The organism is Pandoraea cepalis (genome assembly GCF_902459625.1).
Classification (GTDB): domain Bacteria; phylum Pseudomonadota; class Gammaproteobacteria; order Burkholderiales; family Burkholderiaceae; genus Pandoraea; species Pandoraea cepalis.
Window position 1 is genome coordinate 889,759 of the sequence record NZ_CABPRY010000001.1, and the last position, 19,683, is coordinate 909,441.

Genomic DNA, 19,683 nt, shown 5'->3' on the forward strand with positions numbered 1-19,683 from the left:
ATATTCGCACAAAGCCGAACGACCTAACATCGAAACTCGTTAGGTAGATAAGGGCTATTTCAGATGAGCATCGCCATGAGCCGCAATCAACGCGGCACTCTCGCTGCAGCAGGACTGGGCTTCGTCGTCGTTCTGCTGGATGTCAGTGTGGTCAACGTCGCGCTCGACGCCCTGCGGGGTCGCTTTGCAACGGATGTGACCGGCCTGCAATGGGTCGTCAACGCGTACACGCTGGCGTTCGCTTCTCTCCTTCTGACGACCGGAGTGATGGGCGACCGTTTCGGCGCAAGGCGGATATTCACCGTGGGACTTACGGTCTTTACGGTCGCCTCGATCATGTGCGGGATGGCCAATTCACTGCCGCTTCTGGTGACTGCGCGCGTCGTGCAGGGCGTGGGCGCCGCGCTGCTCGTGCCGAACTCGCTCGCAATGCTGCGCCAGGCGTTCCCGGACACCGAGCAGAGAAGCCGTGCGGTGGGCTGGTGGGGTGCTGCCGGGGGAATTGCGCTTGCCGCAGGCCCCGTGCTGGGGGGACTGCTGGTGACTCATGTGGGTTGGCGCAGCATCTTTCTCATCAATCTGCCTGTCGGCATCGTGGGTGTGGCACTGGCTCTGCGTCATGCTGCTTCTGCCGCGTCAGCGCGTAGTCGAAACATCGATCTCCCCGGCCAGGTGGTGGCAATCGTGGGGCTCATCGGTTTGACCATATGCCTCACTGACGCGGCCCGACTCGGTTGGCAGCACCCGGTAGTCTATGGCGCGCTGCTGCTGTCCGTGGTTGCCACCTTGATATTTGTCATACTGGAGTCACGCAGCGCGGAACCCATGCTTCCACTGGCGTTGTTTCAGACCGCCGCGTTTTCCACCGCAGCAACGGCCGGTGTCATCGTGAACTTTGCCTACTATGGTTTGATCTTTGTTTTCAGCCTGTTTTTCCAGATAGAACAAAAATTTTCTGCCCAGCAAACGGGTCTTGCATTCCTGCCCATGACCGTCGTGCTGATGGCGGTGAACATCCTAGCGGGCCGCCTGCTCAATCGGGTCGGCGCAAGAAAACTGATGACCGGTGGAATGGTGATTGCTGCGTCGGGTTATCTGCTCCTGTTTCCAGTCCGTATCGCTGGCTCGTACTGGTTACTGGTCGTGCCGATGCTCATTGCCGCAAGCGGCATTGCGTTGATGGTTCCCACCATGACAAACATCGCACTGTCTTCCGTCGACGCGTCCCGGTCCGGTATCGCATCGGGCGTGCTGAACTCCGCAAGGCAGGTCGGCGGAATGCTCGGGGTGGCGGTGTTTGGGTTCTTCGTACGGGATACCAGCCCCGACGCGTTTATGCAGGGTATGCATCTCTCCATTGCATGCGCGACGGCACTACTGCTGCTTGGGAGTGTGATGTGCGTGTACGGAATTCGAGTACCGCACGTTACTCATGCCGAGATCACCTCCGAAAAACTGGCATCGGAAAGATAGGTCCTAGGACTTTAGATCTGGGATTTCGCGACGCTGATGATGACTCGTTGCTGCGCACGAGCGGACGCTCGCGAATTTCGACCGGATGGCCGTAGATGGCCGGTATCTGCCCGATGCCGATGGCACTAGCCGACCCACCGTCGCCGCTCGCCTATCCCCACTGCATCGTTGCCTTCGCAGCGCGAGTCGGTCATCGCTTTCGCCTTTCACCACACCCCGTAGAACACCCCGGCCTTCTTGTACTGATGCGTGCCGCGTTCGACGTCGTCATGCGTCACGGTGGTGCGATTGCGCAGGCCGAGAGACCAGGCCAGCAGGCGCTCGCGCATGGCTTGTCGCACGTTGTCAAACACCGGGTCGGTGCCGAGGTCGACGAATTCGTCAGGATCGTTGCGCAGATCAAAAAGCTGCGGCGCGAAGCCGTCCCAGTGAATGTATTTCCACGCGTCGGTGCGCACCATCCAGCCGCGGCAAGCGTCGGGGCGGCGGCCGAGGATCTGGCGTGCCTGACGATAGGCGTAGTCGAGCTCGGAGTACACGGCATCTCGCCAGGGCGTTTGCGTTCCGGCATTGCGCGTAAGGGCAAGCAGCGAACGACCTTCAACGCGGTGATCGGGAATCGGCATGCCAAGTGCGTCCAGTACTGTCGGCACGGTGTCGATGGCCTCGACGAAGCGTGCGTCGCTGTGGCCGCGCGTGGCGTCGGCCTCGGGGGACGGATCGTAGACGATATACGGCACGCGCTGCACGGTGTCGTAGAACAATTCCTTCTCGCCTAGCCAATGATCGCCGAGGAAGTCGCCGTGGTCGGCGGTAAAGACGATGAGTGTGTCCTTCCACCGCCCAAGCCTGTCGAGGGTTTCCCACAGTCGTCCGAGATGATCGTCGAGCTGGCTTATCAGACCCTGATATGCGGGCCGCACCTTGGCGATGACCTCGTCGCGCATGAAATTGGCGCATTCCTCCTGCTGGAAGTACGCACCCGTTACCGGATGTGGCGCATCGCGCTCACGCTCGGCGCGTCGCACGGGCAGGCATTGGTCGAGGGTGTATTTGTTGTGGTAAGGCGCTGGGGCCATATACGGCCAGTGCGGCTTTACGTATGACAGATGCATCGCCCACGGGGTATCGCCCTGGCGCTCGATGAAGCGGATCGCCTGGTCAGTGGTGTATGCCGTTTCGGAGTCGCGTTCGCGCACACGCGCGGGCAGGTGCGCATGGCGCATGTGCCAGCCGCTGACGATGCGGCCCCGCGCATCTTCGGCCGAGATCACAAAGTCCGACCACGGATCGTCGCTTGCGTAGCCTTGTTGGCGAAGGTATTCGGCGTAGCCGCCGGCGGGTTCTGCGTGGTGCCCGTCGTAGCGGTCGACCAGCGTGAAATGCCCCTCGCGCAGCAGCGCGCCGAGCGCATTGCCGCCATCCATATGCAGGCGCTTCAGACCGTGGTTGTCCGGCATCATGTGCGTCTTGCCGACCAGCGCCAGCTTCATATCGCGTGCGGAAAGATATTCCCCTAGCGTGATTTCGTCGATCGACAATGGCACGCGGTTCCACGTCGCGCCATGGCTGGCGACGTAGCGCCCTGTGTAGAACGACATTCGCGATGGACCACACACCCCTGACTGTACGAACGCGCGCTCGAACTTCACGCCACGTCTGGCGAGACCGTCGATGTTGGGCGTGGCGAGATACGGATGCCCATAGCACGACAGGTGATCCGCCCGTAGCTGGTCACACATCACGAAAAGCACGTTGCTGATCGACGACATCGTAGGTATCCGAATTTAATTTAAGAGATGACGTTCAGCGCGAAGTCGTGCCGTTGCTGGTGCCGAATCGCAAGCTGGTCGTGCGGCGTGCCAGGTCGGGCATCGGCCACAACGCGACAAGACCGACAACCATGGCCGTCGTCACGAAGTAGGCCGGCATCATCTTGTCGCCGGTTGCGCTGATGAGCCAGGTGACGAGAAACGGCGAGAAGCCGCCGAACAGCGTGGTGGCCAAATTGTAGGAAATCGAAAGTCCCGTCGCCCGCACCTGTGTGGGGAACAATTCAGCCAGCGCGGTTGACGCGGGGCCCAGTGCGGCTGCCATCAGCACCGCGAACACGACCTCCACCCCGAGCAGTCTCGGCAGGCTCGGCGCGGCGACGAGCCAAAGGAACAGGGGGTAGATGGTCAGCACGTACAGCGCCATCGAGGCGCCCATCACCGGCTTTCGCCCGATGGCATCGGACAGCAACCCAAACAGCGGAATCAGGATCATGCGCAGCGTGCCGGTGACCATCAGCACGATGAACGGTGCGGACACCGGCAGCTTGAGTTGGGTCACCGCGTAGACTGGCAAGTACACATTCAGCACGTATTGAGCGACGGAGCTTGCGACGACCAGCCCGAATGCGATCCACAGTGCCGCCTGGTGCTCGCGCCAGACCGTCGTGAGTGTCGAGGCGGTCTTGCCGGCCGTGGCGGCGCGTGCGCCTTCGCCGGCATCTTCATACGCCGGCACCACTTCGTGAAGGCGCGTCCGGATATAGAACCCGACAGGGCCGATCAGCATGCCGAACAGGAACGGCACTCGCCAACCCCATGCATCGAGCGTGCTTGGACTCAGCCCGCGTGTGACCAAGGCGCCCATCAGCGCGGCCGTCACCGCAGCGACGAACTGACCGAAATTTTGCCAGCTTCCGTAGAAGCCGCGTCGGTGAGGCGGCGCGTATTCGATCAGCATCGCCGTGGCACTGCCGAACTCGCCCCCGGCCGACAGGCCTTGCAGCAGTCGCGCCAGCACTACGATGATCGGCGCGGCGATGCCGATCGTCGCGTAACCGGGGGTGAGCGCCATCATGGCCGAGGACACTGTCATCAGCAGGATGACCAGCGAGAGCGCGGCCTTGCGCCCGGCGCGGTCGGCGTAGATGCCGAGCAGGATGCCGCCGATCGGCCGCATCAGGAACGCACTGCCGAAGGTCGCGGTGGTCAGCAGCATCGATACCGTCGGGTTCGATGACGGAAAGAACTGCCGCGCGATGATCACCGACAGGAAGCCGAAAACGATGAAGTCGTACCACTCGAATGCGTTACCGATGGTGGCGGCGACGATTGCCCGGCGGTTGGCGCGGGGCAGGGCGGGCGTGGTTGGCATGGCGAAATCCTCCTGGCGGCGGCCGGGCTCCGGGGCGGGCGGCTGCCATGTCTCGTGCTTGTGTTGTTATGGCCGCCACCAGAGCGCTCAAGGCTGTCCGTGGGGCAGGCCATCACGATTGTGTGGATTTACTTCGTTACCGTCCAATGAGATATTGCCTCCAAATCATAAAATTAAGGTTATGAATCGATGGCTTCCGCAACCTCCCGCGCATCGCCTGGTGCGTCGCTCGAACGCAGTGCGATAGAAGGGTATTTTTCGCGCCAGTTGAAGCTGCGGCATCTTCAGTTGCTCGTGGCGCTTGCCGATCGCCAGACGGTCGGCAAGGTCGCCGAGGCACTGCACGTGACGCAACCGGCCGTCTCTAAGATGCTCAACGAGATGGAGAAAGGGATCGGTGTGCCGCTGTTCGAGCGTGATGGCCGCCGTATCCGGCCCACGACCTACGGCGAGTGCCTGATTCGCCATGCGCGCGAACTATTGCTGCACGCCCAGCGTGCCAGTGAGGAGTTGCATGCGATGACCAGCGGCGTTGGTGGCCGCGTCGAGGTGGGCGTGCTGTCGGTGGCCGCGCCGATTCTGATACCGGCGGCCGTGGCGCTATTCAAGCAGCGTTCGCCGACGGCTACGGTGTGCCTGCACGAAGGCACGCTGGATCAACTCTTGCCCGCGCTGCGCGTGGGTCAGCTCGATATGATCGTTGGGCGCCTCGCGCGGGGACTGTCCGCGCCGGAATTCACCAGCGAGCCGCTGTTCGACGACCCGACGGTCATCGTGGTGGCGCGCACGCACCCGTTGGCATCGCGCAAGCGCATCAAGTGGGCCGATCTGGCCGGGTTGGCGTGGATCGTGCCAAGTGCCGGCGCGCCCATGCACCGGCATCTGCTGTCGGTACTGGAGGCGCATGGCGTTGGCACCCCGATCAACACCATCGAGTCGGTGGTGATCGACGCGAACGTGGGCATGTTGCAGTCGTATCCGGTGCTGGGCCTGCTGCCGCGCTCGCTGGCGCGGCATCACGAGGAGGGCGGCGCGCTGAAGATTCTGCCATTGAGCCTTGGTGCCGCGCTCGGCCCGGTCAGCACCACATGGCGCGCCGATGCCGACGACACGCCAGCCACCGCGCTGTTTCGTGCCTGCCTTAGTGAAGCGGCAAAGGTGGCGCGGATTTGAGGTTGGCGTGCGTTAGGGCGCTCGCGAGTTGCCGTTGGGTGCCGGTCTGCTGATAAATTGACATGACTGGAGAAGCGAACGAAAAGATCATCGTCACCATCGTTTGGGGGCGGGACGCCCAAACCCTTTGTGTCTTTAAGCCATATCACGCTTCCTGTTGCGGTTTTCCAAAAGCGCTGGGAGTTTGGGCGGTTGGCGAGGTGCGCGCCCACGCGAGCAGAGGTTGCTTGGCGCATTCTCGCGAATACCCGCCTCCAGAACAGTCCCCCCAAGGTTATTCGCGGACGACCTTGGGCTTGGTGGGCAACACTTGCGCAATTTCAAGTTCCTTGGCGTAGGCCTCAAGATGCTCGGCGACGTGCGTCTTCAAAGACTCGACGAACCGTTTGATTTTTGCATCGACGAACTGGCGAGACGGGTAGACAGCGTACACGTTGCGGACATGCGTGTGGTACCGCGGCAGTACGCGAACGAGCGCGCCGCTGCGCAGGTCATCCATCGCTGAGAATGCCGCCAGCAGGCCAATACCTGCTCCGTCCCGAAGCGCTTGTGACATCGAGTCCATATCGTTGACGCTGAAGTGAGGGCCGGTGGGGCGGAAGGTCACATCGCCGGCAGGGCTCTCAAGACGCCATTCGTCTGGCGCGTAGTCGACAGTCCCGAGCAGCACGCATTGGTGGTCGATAAGATCTTCCGGGCCCTCCGGCGCGCGATGGGCTGCCAGATAAGCGGGTGACGCCGCGAGGATGCAATGACTGGTGCCGATGTTCTGGCTCACGTATGCGGAGTCGGGCAACGTTCGCGTAATCACGATACCGACGTCGAGTTGCTCTTCGAGCAGATTCGGCATGCGTTGCGACAGCATGAGCTCGACTGACACCTCCGGATATGACTTGCGGTAGGCCATGACGGCGCGTGTCACCAGATTGCGCCCTAGCCCGGGAACCGAGTGAACGCGCAACGTGCCGCGTGGCTCGAGCAGGGCGTCACGTGCCTCGGCCTCTGCATGCTTCACATCGGTCAGAATGGCCACGCACCGGTCGTAGAACCGCCGTCCAGCATCGGTGATGACAAGGCGGCGCGTCGAGCGCTGGATGAGCCTTGTGTCGAGCGATTCCTCGAGCACCGAAACCGCGCGTGAGATGTTACCCACGGTCGTGTCCAGATGGTTCGCGACGGCAGTGAAACTGCCCATCTCGACGACTTTTGTAAAAACCGACATGTTATATAACTTGTCCATCCCACCTGTCCCATTCGTCTGATTTCATCGTATCGACCCCATGCCATGGCGCACGGGCGTCCGGTCATCATAGGCGATCGCCGCCTTGCGTGTTGGTCAGCGTAACCGAGCGAAGCGCACCGATTTTCTCTCTCACGGAAAGAATCATTCTCTCTTCCCAGGCTATAACCGGCCGGGCTTCCTGCCTAGACTGGGTTCCGCAGACAGGCACTCACTGACACCCGTAAGCCGCGATAGCCTCCATCGGCATCGTTGGACCTGACAACGCCGGATGATGCTCATCCGTTTGGCGAGGCATGCGTGCACATCGATTCGAATTGCTACTTACTTGAGTATGAAAACAATGAACGCTCACTACGACTCACTCTATCTCTTCATTAACGGCGAATGGATTGCAGCCGGCCAACGCGATACTGCCCCGGTCGTCAATCCCGCCACGTTGCAGGAACTGGCGTGCGTTCCGCTCGCGACGGCAGCCGACCTCGACCTGGCGTTGCAGACGGCAAAGCGTGCATTCGACGTGTGGCGCAATACGGTGCCGGCGGAGCGCAGCCGTATTCTGAAAGACGGTGCGAACCTGATTCGCGAACGCGCGGCGCACATCGCCCAACTGCTGACGCTGGAAGAGGGGAAGCCACTTGCCGAGAGCCGCGATGAAGTGCTGCGCGCTGCCGAGTACTTCGAATGGTTCGCTGAAGAGGCGCGCCGCATCGATGGTCGCGTGGTGCCATCCAATCGACCGGGTGTGCAGCAACTGGTGAAAAAGCAGCCCATCGGACCGGTCGCCGCCTTCACGCCTTGGAACTTCCCAGCCATCACGCCGGCTCGCAAGCTCTCGGCGGCGCTGGCCGCAGGCTGCAGCGTCATCATCAAGCCGGGTGAAGAAAGCCCGGCGACGGCACTCGCGCTCGCGCGTGCGCTCGACGATGCAGGTCTGCCAAAGGGCGTACTGCAAGTGGTCTTTGGCGTGCCCGATGAAGTGTCGAAGACGTTGATTGCGTCGCCGATTATCCGCAAGGTGACGTTCACGGGCTCCCTTCCCATCGGCCGACTGCTCGCCGCGCGGGCCGCCGAAGGCGTGAAGCCTATTACGCTTGAACTTGGCGGCCACGGCCCCGTGCTCGTGTTCAAGGACGCCGACGTCGAACGTGCGGCTGTCGAAGGCGCTGCTAACCGCTTCCGCGGCACAGGCCAGGTCTGCATCTCGTCAACGCGCTTCCTGATTCAGCGCGAGGTCTACGATGAGTTCGTTGGTCACTTCGTACCCGCTACCCAGACGCTTAAGGTGGGCGACGGCATGCAGCCCGGCACGCAAGTTGGCCCGCTCGCGAATCCGCGGCAGCTTGCAAAGATGGAAGAACTCGTCGCCGACGCGGTGGCGCGCGGTGCAAAGGTGCTGACCGGAGGAAAGCGCATCGCGGGCGACGGCTACTTCTTCGAACCGACCGTGCTCGCCGACGTACCGGTGGACGCCCGCGTCATGCACGAGGAGCCTTTCGGTCCCATTGCGGTGCTCATGCGTTTCGACCAACTGGAAGACGGTCTCGCCGAAGCGAACCGCCTGCCGTATGGCCTCTCCGCCTATGCGTTCACGAACAACGCCCGCACTGCCATCGACGTTGGTGACGGGTTGGAAGCCGGGATGATTGGCATTAACCAATACCGCATCGTGTCCACCGAGCTTCCTTTCGGCGGGCTTAAGGAAAGCGGAATCGGCTCAGAAGGTGGCGCAGAAGGCATCGAGTTCTACCTCACCAACAAATTCATCAGCCAGGTCTGAGGAGGACTCAACCATGTCAAAAGCCAATTTCGACAGCCCCCGTGAAGCCGCGCGCGCGTTCACGCCGAAGCTCGCTGAACTCGTCGACGACGTGCTGTTTCCGCAGGTCTGGGCAGATCCGGCGCTTTCGTCGCGCGACCGCAGCCTTGTCACCGTCGCCGCCCTGATTGTTGGCGGCCACCAGGACGAGCTTCCGGCGCATCTGCGCCGTGCTGTGAGCAATGGCCTCACGCGGGAAGAACTCGCGGCAACCATTACCCACCTTGCGTTCTATGCAGGATTTCCGGCCGCTATCTCGGCTTCCGCCGTCGCGCAATCGATGCTCGGCGATGTAAAGGCACACCTGGACACCCAATCATGAAAGCCATTACCTTCAACGAATTCGGCGATGCCGATGTTCTCAAACTCGCCGACGTCCCTGACCCGGAACTGCGACCGGACGATCTTCTGGTCCGTGTACACGCGGCTGGCGTGAACCGCGCTGACCTGACACACCGACGCGGCGGATACGGTCGGCCGAATTTCGGCGACTCAACCCTCATGGGGCTGGAAATCGCGGGTGAGGTGCTGGAAGTCGGCGCCTCGGTCGAAGGCTATCAGGTCGGCGACCGCGTGATGGGCGTGGTCGGCGGCGGAGCGTACGCCGAAATGGCCCGCATCGACTGGCGCATGGCAATGCCGATTCCGGAGCAGCTCGATTACGTGCATGCGGCAGCCATCCCCGAAGTGTTCGTCACGGCGCATGAGGCGATGATGCATCTCGGACGCCTCAAGCAGGGTGATTCAGTGCTTATTCATGCGGCGGCTGGCGGTGTGGGTTCTGCGGCGGTCCAGATTGCATATGCGACCGGAGCGACCGTGTTTGCGACCGCCGAGGCGACCAAGCTGGAACGCGTTGTGCAACTGGGAGCCGACCATGTCATCGATTACCGCACTCAGGATTTTGCGGCTGTCGTAGCGCAGAAGACCGAGGGTCGCGGCGTCGATGTGGTGATTGATTTTGTGGGCGAGCCGTATTTCGCGCGCAATATCGCATCGCTTGCGAATGGTGGGCGCCTGGTGCAGGTCGGGATTCTGGGTGGGGGCGGACAGGTGAGTGTCGACCTGGAGACGATTCTTTATCGCCACATCCAGATTATCGGCACGGTCATGAAGTCACGGGATCAGCGGGAGAAGCACGCCATGGTGCGGCGTTTCCGTGAGCATTGGCTCGGCCGCTTTGCGGGCGGCCGGTGCCTCGAGCCCGTCGTGGACAGCACGTTTGAACTTGAGCGTGCGGCGGATGCTCACCGACGCATGGAATCGTCGGCGAACGTTGGGAAGATCATCTTGACGATGGGCCAAGCGTCAAATTGACGTACGGCAGTCGTGACACCGTCCTTTCACGGAAGGCCGGTAGCTTTGTCACCTTTCTCGGGCGCTGCGCAGCATTGGCGCCCGTGGTTCGGGGGCGCGTTGTGCAAGAAAGTCTAGCCTGCAGGACCCGTGACACCTGGCGCACGTTCGACGTGCTTTTGACAAGTCTGTGGACATTCACGCACATCCCGCGTTGCTGAACGTCAATCACCATTCGCCAGATAGACGCGAAACGACCGGTTCAAAATGCAGATCCAACCGATCGAGTCTCATTCCATAAACGCCGCCTCGCGGACGGGCCGAATCCTTACGCCACGGCAGAAAAGGATGCCGTTTGCGAGCCGCGGTTCTGGCGTTTTCGTCAGCCCTTCTGGTCCGTTTCACCCGCAATCGACTGCACGCATTTATCGACGCTCAACTCCCACAGTGCGCTGCGCGGCAGCGTCTCGTCTTCGGCTCGCTCAAGCACGGCCAGCGCGCGCGGCTTGAGCCGCACCAGGAGCAGCCGCTGCCCACGCGATGCCAGTTCGGCAGAGAAGATGCGCAGTGCTTCGATCACTGAACTATCGACATCGGGCGTTTCTTCAAGACTCAGCATCACCGTGTGCACCGGCGTCGACTGCTCCCGCAGCATTAAGCGCACCTTGCTGAGCACAGGTTCGGCATTGGCAAAGAAGAGGGGGACCTCTGGCCGCACGATCGTGATGCCGGGAATGGGTGTCGCGTCCGTGTGTGCGGAGATGTCGACGAAATCGTGGCTATCTCTCAGGCGCCCGAGCACCGAGACCGCCGGCTCCGACAAGTTACGCAAGGTTAGGAGCAGGCTCACCCCGATGGCGACCAGCAAGCCGTGAAGTATGCCAAACACGAGCACAGCCAGCAGCGCCGCGATCACGACCAGTCGGTCACGTTGCCACGTCCAGTACGGCTTGAACACGTCCGGGTGCAGTGAGTGACTGACCGCATAAATGACGATCGCAGCAAGCACCGGTTCAGGCGTGCGAGACAACTGCGGCAACAGCATCAGCACGATCAGCGCAATGACCGCTGCGGCAAATAATCCCGCGAAGCGGGTCTGCGCGCCGGCGGCTTCGTTGGCGGAAGTCGCCGAGTAGCCCGCACCTACCGGCATCCCGTGCAGTAATCCGGAGACGAGATTTGCGCAGCCGAGCGCCATGAGGTCGCGGTTAGCCGACACGACATCGCCATGCTTTAACGCGAAGCTGCGGATCGACCCGTACGATTCCGCATACAGAATCAGCATCAGCGCAAACGCGAGTTCCGCGGTTTGCAGCCACTGTGAGCGGTCGAACCGTGGCAGGCCGACCGTCATGTCGTGAAAATCGATCACGCCAACGGTGCCAATGCCATGTCCATGCCAGTCGATCCGGTACCCCAACGCGATGCCGAGCACAATCACAGCCAGCGTCGCCGGCATGCGGGCACTTCTGCCCAGCCCGAACAGGATGGCCAGCGCAGCCGCCCCCAGCGCCACGCTATAGAAATTCCAACTTGGCGCTTGATGCGCAAGATCGAAAGCGATTCGCAGCGTATCGGTGTAATGCGAGCGCACGCCGAGTATGGCCGGCAGTTGCTTGATGGCAATCGTCAGCGCCAGGCCGAACGCAAAACCGCGCAAGACCGGCTTCGAGACAAAGTCCGACATGGCGCCCAAACGCGACGCGCCGGCCAGCAGAAAAAGAATGCCAGTCGCCGCAACGAGCGCGGCGGCGTAGGCGACCTGCGCACCGATGCCCCCGTCGCCTGCCCCCACCGTGGCGGCGAGCACGGCTGCGGATGAGGATGTTCCCGATACGATCGCGAATCGGCTACTGCCCGTTAGCCCATAGACGACAAGCCCGGTGAGCAGCGCAATCAGGCCCGCCTGCGGTGGAAGTCCAGCGATACCCGCGTAGGCAATGGCCTCGGGCAGCAAGAGGCCTGCTATCGAAACGCCGGCCAGCACGTCACGCCCAATACGAACCCGTCGCGGGGGAGGCGGCTCGACCGAACGCGTATAGGTGGATGGCTTCTGAAGCTGAACGGCGGCGGCATGGCCGGTATCGATAGTCATATCGAGGGGCGTTATCGAATATACGGCGGTTGATAACAGTCAAGGCGTCACACGCCGACGAGCCATTATCGCCGGATTCGTTCGGAACGAGATTCCTTGAGTTCGTTACTGAACTCGCAAGTTGAGTTCTGCCGGCTGCATGCGTCCGTTGTCCCAGCGAATTCGACGCGATAGGTGCCCCGCATGCCCATCCTGCCAGGCCTCGAGATAGCCTGTCTCCCGGCCGATTGACAACATAAGAAAGAAAAATTAGGATGTGATCGTTTCCTAAATAGGCGCGATGAAGATGATCCACGCTGTTGCAAGCCGGCCCCGGGGGCGGCCTAGAGAGTTCGACGAAGAGCAAGTGCTTAGTCGCGCCATCGCGCTATTCAGTGCTTCAGGATATTCGGCCACCGGAATTAGCGATCTCCAGCAGGCAACCGGCCTGACGGCCGGCAGCCTTTACAAGGCGTATCTGGACAAGGAAGGGATCTTTGCCAAAGCGCTCGAGCGTTATATCGCCCGGCGCGAGGCGGAGGTCAGCGTCATGATAAAAGGCGCGGAGAACGCACGCGCCAGCATCACAGCGCTGCTTGGTCTATATGCCCGGCTGAGCCAAGGAAACGAGGGAAAACTCGGCTGCCTGCTGGTGGCGGGCATCGCCGAGCTGCCTCAATTCTCTCGGGTCGGCGATGCGTTGCGGGGCCAGCTTGCGCAGCGTCGAGATCTATTGGCCAGACTGGTCGCCCAAGGTCAGGACGACGGCTCGATCACTACCGCAAGCGATCCCGCGACCGTGGCGGATGTGTTGCTTGCGCTGTTGCAGGGCATGCGCGTGCTCGGAAAAGCCAGTGCATTCAGCCACGATGCGGACGCATTTGTTGCTCTAGCACTCAAAGTCCTGGAGTGACCATGAACCGCTGGATTTTTTGTGCTCGTGCCGGTCGGACTCACCTCCAGTCGCGGCTTACCGCGTAGCGAAGGCAGCACCGACCTTTCCATCTGTTCATACACCGGCAGCGTATGCGGCGTGATCGCACTGACAGCGATAACCGTCGCGCTGCGCTATTCGAAAAGGACTCAGTCATGACACATGGCGTACTGCCGGCCGCCCCCGCCGGTTTTGAACATCGATTTGCTACCGTGAATGGTCTGCGTTTCCACTACGTCGACGGTGGCGCGAAGGCAGAACGTACCGTCGTCCTCATCGCCGGCTTTCCCGAAAGTTGGTACGCGTGGCGTAAGGTCATGCCGTTGCTTGGCAACGACTTTCGTGTCGTCGCCATCGATTTGCCGGGCCAAGGCGATAGTGATCGACCGCTCTACGGCTATGACACGAAAACCGTCGCACAACGCGTGCACGACCTTGTGAATCATCTCGGCATCAAGCGATACAGCATCGCCGCTCATGACGTCGGCGCATGGGTTGCGTTTCCGTACGCGCACCTATTCGGCGAAGAAGTCGAGGCGCTGGCGCTGATGGATGCGGGCATCCCAGGCATCACCCTGCCGGACATGCTGCCGTCGTCTTCCAAGCTGTCGTGGAAGACCTGGCATTTCTCCTTTCACGCCGTCCCGGACCTTCCGGAGATTCTTCTTGCTGGTCGGGAAAGAGCCTATCTCGAATGGTTCTTCTGGAGCAAGGCGGCCAATCCGGCATGTTACGGCGAAGACGAAATTGCCGAGTATCTGAGGACCTACTGCGCGCCCGGCGGAATGCGCGCGGGGCTCGCGTTCTATCGTGCCGCGGCGCTTTCGGTCGAACAGAACCGTGCGCTGTCGCACGACCGGAAGCTCAAGATGCCGGTACTCGGCCTCAGTGCAGACCAGGGGTCGATCCCGGATATGTCGGCTGCACTCCGCCCATTCGCAGATGAGGTGAGCGGGGAGACCATCGTGAATTGCGGACACTTTCAGCCCGAGGAACAGCCTGAGGCCGTAGCGCACGCCTTGGCGAGGTTTTTCGGTTCAGTCTGAATGACGGATGATCTGCCGTTCGTCGCACGCGAATCTGTGTGTTCTCCGCCTGCGCGACGGGCGCCGTTCTGCCTCACCGTTGGCCAAGACACCAGTCGAGTCCACGGCTCGCCCATGTGCCGATGGTCTGCGATGGGGGCGTTGATCGCCCTCTCGCCGTGTGGCCAAGCGCGGAGAGTGATGGATATTTTCCGCTGTTGGCCAGGGGCCCTCGGTAGTCCTTATGCACGCTCGTCTGGCGGTAGGATGGTGAGCAGCAACTCGTCGAGTCGTTCGAGGGTGGCCGTCAGAAGTCGTCATGGCGTAGTGCCAATAGCCGCCTTCCTTGAACTCCATTTGCTTTGTCCGGGTGGTGAGCGTCTTTACCACGCTCGATTACGGTCATTCGTGGAGACATTTTCTGGACGGTGATCCGAAGCATTTGCTCCCACCCTCGATCGAAACAGGTCAACTTGATCGGCCTCGCCCAGCGGCGGTGCATCAATGCTCAAACCAACGCAACTGTTAGAGCGCCAATATCTCGTTGGTATCGACCGCATTGAGCAGTTTCGCAACGACTTCTCGCGTTTCACTGAGTTCGCGCAGCCGAACGTCTAACTTTTCGACTTCACCGCGCAGCAACGCGCGCGCCTCTGCGCATGGATGAAACACCGGCTTCGCACCGAGTACACAAGGCAGCAACAGCCGGATACTGCTGATCTTCAAACCTGCCGCGGTGAGCATGCGGATGCGCTGCGCGGCGTCTACTTCGTCGGGACCGTAATCGCGGTAGCCCGAATCGGTCCTCTTCGGATTGAGGAGGCCTTCGTTCTCGTAATACCGCAGCATCCGCTCACTGACGCCGGTGCGGCGAGCCAGTTCTCCGATACGCATGACATCCCCCGAAAGACACGCTTGACCTTGACAGCGATGTCAAAGTTTAACCTCTTTCGACCGCGCGGATTTCCCGCCGGTCCGTTCGTCAAGAGACCCCCAATATGACACCATCCAATGACACGTTTGACGGAACGTTTCCGTTTTCGCCACGCTTCAGCGATGTTGCCGGCTTTCGCATGCATTACGTTGACGAGGGGCCTGCCGACGGCGCGGTCGTCCTGTGCATTCACGGGGAGCCGACGTGGGGCTACCTGTTTCGTGATCTGATCAAGGCGCTCGCGGGCGACTACCGTGTGATCGCGCCCGACCACATGGGATTCGGCAAGAGCGAGACGCCGGAACATCGCACGTACTGGCTACAGGATCATATCGACAACCTTGAAAAGCTCGTGCTTGCGCTGGATTTAGACGACATCACTCTCGTCATGCACGACTTCGGCGGCCCCGTTGGCATGGGACTCGCCGCGCGGCATCCGGGCCGCATTCGCCGAGTCGTCAGCACGAACGGCCCGACGCCGTTTGGTCAAAGCGCGTTATTCGACCGACTGAATGCGAATGCCGCAGTCTCGCCATGGTTCCAGTGGATTCTCCGCGCCGATTCGCAAGGCCGTCTCGAACCCGTGCTGGACGAACTCGGCTTCAACATCCTGAGTGTCTTGAAGCTTAACGGCTTCGAAAACCACGCGCGTATTGACGATACGTGGCTGCGCGCCTACGGCTCGCGCTTCGCTCTGCCGACCGACAGTGCCGGCGCGATTGGCTGGGCAAAGGGCTTCGCGATCGGGGCACATCGTTTCGAAGTGCCAGACGCGCCAGCACTCGACGCGATCCGTTCAAAGCCAGCGCTTGCCATCTGGGGCGAGGCCGATCGGACGCTGGCAGCTGAACACTTTCTTCCGCTGTTCAGCGAGATCTTTCCCATGGCGCCGGTTCACCGACTCGCCGGAGTCGGCCATTACAGCTTCGAGGATGCGCCGCAAGAGATTACCGAACTGATTGCCGCATTCTTGAAGGCCCACTAACTCGCACCTGGCCGGCCCGCAAAGCCGGCCTGGTGTGTCCGGAGTCGATCATTTCAATCTTCCCACGCAGCTTGGCGTGGATTGAGCGTCGCAACGTCCGAGGAGAATGGCCAGACTTTCGAGCTTTGCCGAAGTCCGTTTATGGCCGGTAACGCTCGTCATTGCGGTTTGCGAACGTAGTAGATATCCCACTCCGATTCTGTCGTCTTCGCGAATCCGTGCCGTTGATAGAAGCGGTTCGAGTCGCTATCGCGGAGTGCGCCCACGGCGACCGCCATCGATTGCGCGTCGGCAGCGCGCAGTAGCTCGGCAATGACGGCCGACCCCATGCCCTTTCCCTGGTGTTCTGGAATGACGTACAGGTGTTCAAGCACCAGATGGTCGTCAGTCAGCCGCGTTTGCATGAACCCGACTGTGACGCCATCGACCACGATGAACTTGCACAACGCGGGGTCGAAGGATGAAACGAAGCGATCCCGCGCTCGTTGCGGATCGAAGCGTCCGATGCGCTCCAAGCTCTCTTTCATCGCATCGATGCGCATTTGAACCAGCGATTCGACGTCGCTGTGCGTTGTGCTTTCGAACGTCACATTCATCCGTCATGCCTCGTTAATGGGGTGTCGATGTGAGGCGCATGCAGAGCAGCGCCTATGCCAATCGCAGATCGCGCAACACATCAAGTACGTGTTGCGTGGAGCGCTCAATATGCCCCGCGCGATGGGCAATGCCGAGCCGACGCCACAACGCCGGCCGCAATGGGCGCATGACAACGCGCTTGTCGGGTAACGGCGCGGTCGCCTCATGGGGTAACAGCGCGGCGCCGTATCCTGCCGCGACCAGACTCTTGATCGCGTCATTGTAGTTAAGCTCGATGCGCGGCATCGGTTGATGCCCCCCGGTCGCGAACCACTCCGCGGTGAGTTGTGAAAGGCGCGTTGTCGCGTCGTTGAGAATGAGCGGTTGGCCAGCGAGCCATGCGGGCGTGACGCGGGCTGGGCACCGCCAATGTGCCGGCACAAAAGCCATCACGGGGTCGCGCCTCCAGGGCGTGATCACGAGTCCAGCCTCGGGCGGCTGAGGCAGTGCAACGAGCCCAACGTCCAGTGTTCCATCCACCAGTCCGGACAACGTTTCCCGCGACGTGAGCACTGCAACCTGAATGTCGATGGCGGGATGGTGCTGGCGCAGCACCTCAAGCGCTTGCGGTAACAGGTGTGCGATCGCACCCGTCGAAGCGCCGATTCGCGCGCGCCCTTCGAGTCCTTGCACCTGGCGTTGAATATCTGCTAACGCCTGCTCCGCATCGGCCAGCAATCGGCGTGCGCGCTCCACCAGCACCTCGCCTATCGCCGACGGCCTGACATGTCCGCGCCTTCGCGACAGCAGTGGCGCCCCAATGCGGTCTTCCAGTTCCGCGATGTGGAGGCTGACCGTTGGCGGTGCCAAATGCAAAGCACGTGCCGCCTCGGCAAATGAGCCGCGGTCTGCGATGGCCACGAGGGTGCGCAAGCGGTCCAGGCTGATTTCTCGCATGTTGGCGTCCAAAGTCAGAAAAACTGAATGATCACGTTGTGAAATTCAACTTTCCCTATTCTATCTGTCCACGGAATATAGGGACTCGTGCTCGCTTTTGCTTCTTACCAATCAAAGTCAACGGAGTATTTCACGTATGAGCTCTCCCGTTGTATTCATCGACGGCGATCAAGGCACCACCGGGTTGCTAATCCAGGAACGGCTTCGTAACCGGACCGACATCAGACTGATGACGCTTGATGCCGCGCAGCGCAAAGATTTGCGGCGTCGCGCGGAATTCATCAACGCCTGCGACATCGCGATCCTCTGCTTGCCTGATGCCGCGGCACGCGAGGCAGTGGCCGCGATTGTCAATCCTGCGGTTCGAGTCATCGACGCAAGCTCCGCGCACCGCACACAGCCGGACTGGGTTTACGGATTCCCGGAGATGGCACCGGCGCAGGCCGAACGAATTGCCAACGCGCGCCGCATCACCAACCCCGGTTGCTATCCGACTGGTGCGCTTGGCTTGCTGGGGCCGTTGGTGCAGGCCGGGCTCATTCCGCGCGATTACCCGATCAGCATTCACGCGGTCTCGGGCTACTCCGGTCGCGGACGGGCGGGCGTGGAGGAATACGAGGGGGCGGGCGCCGCTAACGCGCCGTCATACCAGGTCTATGGCCTGAAACTCGCGCACAAACACGCGCCGGAAATCCAGAAGCACGCTGGGCTCGCGCAGCGTCCCATTTTCGTCCCGGCATACGGAGCGTTCCGTCAGGGCATCGTGCTGACGGTGCCCCTGGCGGTGCGGTTGCTGGCGCCCGGCGTGGACGGTGCTGCGCTACACACCTGCCTTGCACGCCACTACGCTGAGGCGACTCACGTGCGGGTCTTGCCGCTGCACGAATCGAACGCCGTGGAACACCTGGATCCACAAGTGCTGAACGGTACGAACGACATGCACTTGAGCGTGTTTCATAACGAGGACGACGGACAAGTCTTGCTGGCAGCCGTTTTCGATAATCTTGGCAAAGGCGCATCTGGCGCCGCGGTTCAGAACCTGAACCTGATGCTCACGTCGCAATAGGCGTGGCTGGCTCGGGATGACGTTTGGTCACGACCGGATGTGCCAACGACGGTTGGCGCATCTGTTTGTGGCTGTCGAACGTATCGTCCCGGTCGATTGCGACCGATCACAGGCGTCTGCTTGCGACTGTGGATTCAACCGGTCAATGCAACACACTGGAGCTGCCTGAGCAGCGGGGGTGTTGCCATGAAGCAGTGACAGCGGATCTACGCTAAGGAAGCGCAGAAGGCCCTGATGCGGGAGCGCTGGTGCAAAGGCGATTCGCTCCCGCATATCGCTCGGCCCCTTAACCGTGGGGCGGAATGGCTTCCGGGTCCATCCACATCACCTCCCAGATATGGCCGTCCGGATCCTCGAAGCTGCGTCCGTACATGAAGCCGAAATCCTGGACGGGCGTGGGGTCCGCCTTGCCGCCAGCGTCGGTGGCCTTCTGCACGAGTTCAGACACCTCTTCCCGTCCGCCCGCTGACAAACACAGGAGTACCTGTGCCTCCGCGTGCGCGTCGACGATTCGCTTCCCCGTGAACTGGCGCCATTTGTCGTGGGTAAGCAGCATGGCGTAGATCGTCTCCGAGAGCACCATGCATGCCGCGGTTGCATCAGTGAACGCGGGGTTGTTGACCGCGCCAATGGCTTCGTAGAAGGCCTTGGATCGCGGCAGGTCTGTCACGGGCAGGTTGATGAAAATCTGCTTGTTCATGATCTGGCTTCCTGTATGTGAGCGATATATGAACGTTGGTTGTTGATGTGAACCATGAAGAGATTGCCATGGCATCTTACTGACTAACGGTGAACGAAGGCGCTCGACGAGATCTCTTTCGGCCTTCGCCGTTACCAGATCAGCGTGCCGTACTTCCATTGCACGTCACCGCCGCACGGGCCCCGTCGATGCCGAGAACCTTAACGGCTCGCCCCGGTGGCGGGAAGCCGGTGGTTTGCAACGAGGCGTTGCGCAAGTGGAACGGTCCCGCCGGACGCAAGGGA

Annotated in this window: 17 protein-coding genes; 9 read left to right on the forward strand and 8 right to left on the reverse strand. The window is 61.3% G+C overall.

What is annotated here, in order from left to right; genetic code table 11:
* Window positions 1–75 precede the first annotated feature (75 nt).
* Entirely contained in the window at window positions 76–1,473 is a 1,398-nt protein-coding gene (locus tag PCE31107_RS04050) for an MFS transporter (protein WP_246181701.1), read from the forward strand.
* Window positions 1,474–1,679: 206 nt separating this feature from the next.
* Here PCE31107_RS04050 and PCE31107_RS04055 read toward each other — a convergent pair whose 3' ends face one another.
* Both PCE31107_RS04055 and PCE31107_RS04060 read right to left on the reverse strand, forming a co-directional pair.
* Window positions 1,680–3,245: a sulfatase-like hydrolase/transferase gene (locus PCE31107_RS04055; RefSeq protein ID WP_150606644.1), complete on the reverse strand. Its 1,566-nt coding sequence runs from the start codon at window positions 3,243–3,245 to the stop codon at window positions 1,680–1,682.
* A 34-nt stretch (window positions 3,246–3,279) separates the two neighbouring features.
* Window positions 3,280–4,620, reverse strand: coding sequence for an MFS transporter (locus tag PCE31107_RS04060; protein ID WP_150606646.1), 1,341 nt, complete (start codon window positions 4,618–4,620; stop codon window positions 3,280–3,282).
* A gap of 189 nt (window positions 4,621–4,809) precedes the next feature.
* Here PCE31107_RS04060 and PCE31107_RS04065 point away from each other — a divergent pair, with 189 nt between their 5' ends.
* Window positions 4,810–5,793: a LysR substrate-binding domain-containing protein gene (locus PCE31107_RS04065; RefSeq protein ID WP_130024910.1), complete on the forward strand. Its 984-nt coding sequence runs from the start codon at window positions 4,810–4,812 to the stop codon at window positions 5,791–5,793.
* Window positions 5,794–6,067: 274 nt separating this feature from the next.
* Here the strand turns inward: PCE31107_RS04065 and PCE31107_RS04070 are convergent, their stop codons facing one another.
* On the reverse strand, window positions 6,068–7,033 hold the full coding sequence (locus tag PCE31107_RS04070; RefSeq protein ID WP_150606648.1) for a LysR family transcriptional regulator: 966 nt from the start codon (window positions 7,031–7,033) through the stop codon (window positions 6,068–6,070).
* Window positions 7,034–7,376: 343 nt separating this feature from the next.
* Between PCE31107_RS04070 and PCE31107_RS04075 the strand changes: the two genes are divergently transcribed.
* From PCE31107_RS04075 to PCE31107_RS04085, 3 genes are read left to right on the forward strand one after another with little or no spacing between them, the layout of a single operon-like run.
* Entirely contained in the window at window positions 7,377–8,813 is a 1,437-nt protein-coding gene (locus PCE31107_RS04075; RefSeq protein ID WP_130027705.1) for an NAD-dependent succinate-semialdehyde dehydrogenase, read from the forward strand.
* Window positions 8,814–8,826: 13 nt separating this feature from the next.
* Window positions 8,827–9,174 (forward strand): carboxymuconolactone decarboxylase family protein, encoded by a 348-nt coding sequence (locus PCE31107_RS04080; RefSeq protein ID WP_150606649.1) that lies wholly within the window; start codon window positions 8,827–8,829, stop codon window positions 9,172–9,174.
* A complete protein-coding gene (locus PCE31107_RS04085) occupies window positions 9,171–10,169 on the forward strand; it encodes an NAD(P)H-quinone oxidoreductase (protein ID WP_130024913.1) in 999 nt (332 codons plus the stop codon). Before PCE31107_RS04080 ends, PCE31107_RS04085 begins: the two co-directional genes overlap by 4 nt.
* Window positions 10,170–10,530: 361 nt before the next feature.
* Here PCE31107_RS04085 and PCE31107_RS04090 read toward each other — a convergent pair whose 3' ends face one another.
* A complete protein-coding gene (locus tag PCE31107_RS04090) occupies window positions 10,531–12,243 on the reverse strand; it encodes a SulP family inorganic anion transporter (protein WP_174966537.1) in 1,713 nt (570 codons plus the stop codon).
* A gap of 280 nt (window positions 12,244–12,523) precedes the next feature.
* On the opposite strand from PCE31107_RS04090, the gene PCE31107_RS04095 reads away from it, so the two are divergent.
* Both PCE31107_RS04095 and PCE31107_RS04100 read left to right on the forward strand, forming a co-directional pair.
* Window positions 12,524–13,135 (forward strand): TetR/AcrR family transcriptional regulator, encoded by a 612-nt coding sequence (locus PCE31107_RS04095; protein ID WP_246181702.1) that lies wholly within the window; start codon window positions 12,524–12,526, stop codon window positions 13,133–13,135.
* Window positions 13,136–13,311: 176 nt separating this feature from the next.
* Window positions 13,312–14,202 (forward strand): alpha/beta fold hydrolase, encoded by an 891-nt coding sequence (locus tag PCE31107_RS04100; protein WP_150606651.1) that lies wholly within the window; start codon window positions 13,312–13,314, stop codon window positions 14,200–14,202.
* Between the two features lie 504 nt (window positions 14,203–14,706).
* On the opposite strand, the gene PCE31107_RS04110 is transcribed toward PCE31107_RS04100, so the two are convergent.
* On the reverse strand, window positions 14,707–15,075 hold the full coding sequence (locus tag PCE31107_RS04110; RefSeq protein WP_130024915.1) for a MerR family transcriptional regulator: 369 nt from the start codon (window positions 15,073–15,075) through the stop codon (window positions 14,707–14,709).
* A 104-nt stretch (window positions 15,076–15,179) separates the two neighbouring features.
* Here PCE31107_RS04110 and PCE31107_RS04115 point away from each other — a divergent pair, with 104 nt between their 5' ends.
* Window positions 15,180–16,100 (forward strand): alpha/beta fold hydrolase, encoded by a 921-nt coding sequence (locus PCE31107_RS04115; protein ID WP_150606653.1) that lies wholly within the window; start codon window positions 15,180–15,182, stop codon window positions 16,098–16,100.
* A gap of 158 nt (window positions 16,101–16,258) precedes the next feature.
* Here the strand turns inward: PCE31107_RS04115 and PCE31107_RS04120 are convergent, their stop codons facing one another.
* Together PCE31107_RS04120 and PCE31107_RS04125 are read right to left on the reverse strand one after the other, a co-directional pair.
* Entirely contained in the window at window positions 16,259–16,696 is a 438-nt protein-coding gene (locus PCE31107_RS04120; RefSeq protein ID WP_150606655.1) for a GNAT family N-acetyltransferase, read from the reverse strand.
* A gap of 52 nt (window positions 16,697–16,748) precedes the next feature.
* Complete coding sequence (locus PCE31107_RS04125; protein WP_150606657.1) at window positions 16,749–17,633, reverse strand: LysR family transcriptional regulator; 885 nt, start codon at window positions 17,631–17,633, stop codon at window positions 16,749–16,751.
* 136 nt (window positions 17,634–17,769) lie between these two features.
* Between PCE31107_RS04125 and argC the strand changes: the two genes are divergently transcribed.
* On the forward strand, window positions 17,770–18,699 hold the full coding sequence (gene argC / locus PCE31107_RS04130) for an N-acetyl-gamma-glutamyl-phosphate reductase (protein ID WP_150606914.1): 930 nt from the start codon (window positions 17,770–17,772) through the stop codon (window positions 18,697–18,699).
* A 286-nt stretch (window positions 18,700–18,985) separates the two neighbouring features.
* On the opposite strand, the gene PCE31107_RS04135 is transcribed toward argC, so the two are convergent.
* A complete protein-coding gene (locus PCE31107_RS04135) occupies window positions 18,986–19,399 on the reverse strand; it encodes a VOC family protein (protein ID WP_150606659.1) in 414 nt (137 codons plus the stop codon).
* Between the last annotated feature and the right edge of the window lie 284 nt (window positions 19,400–19,683).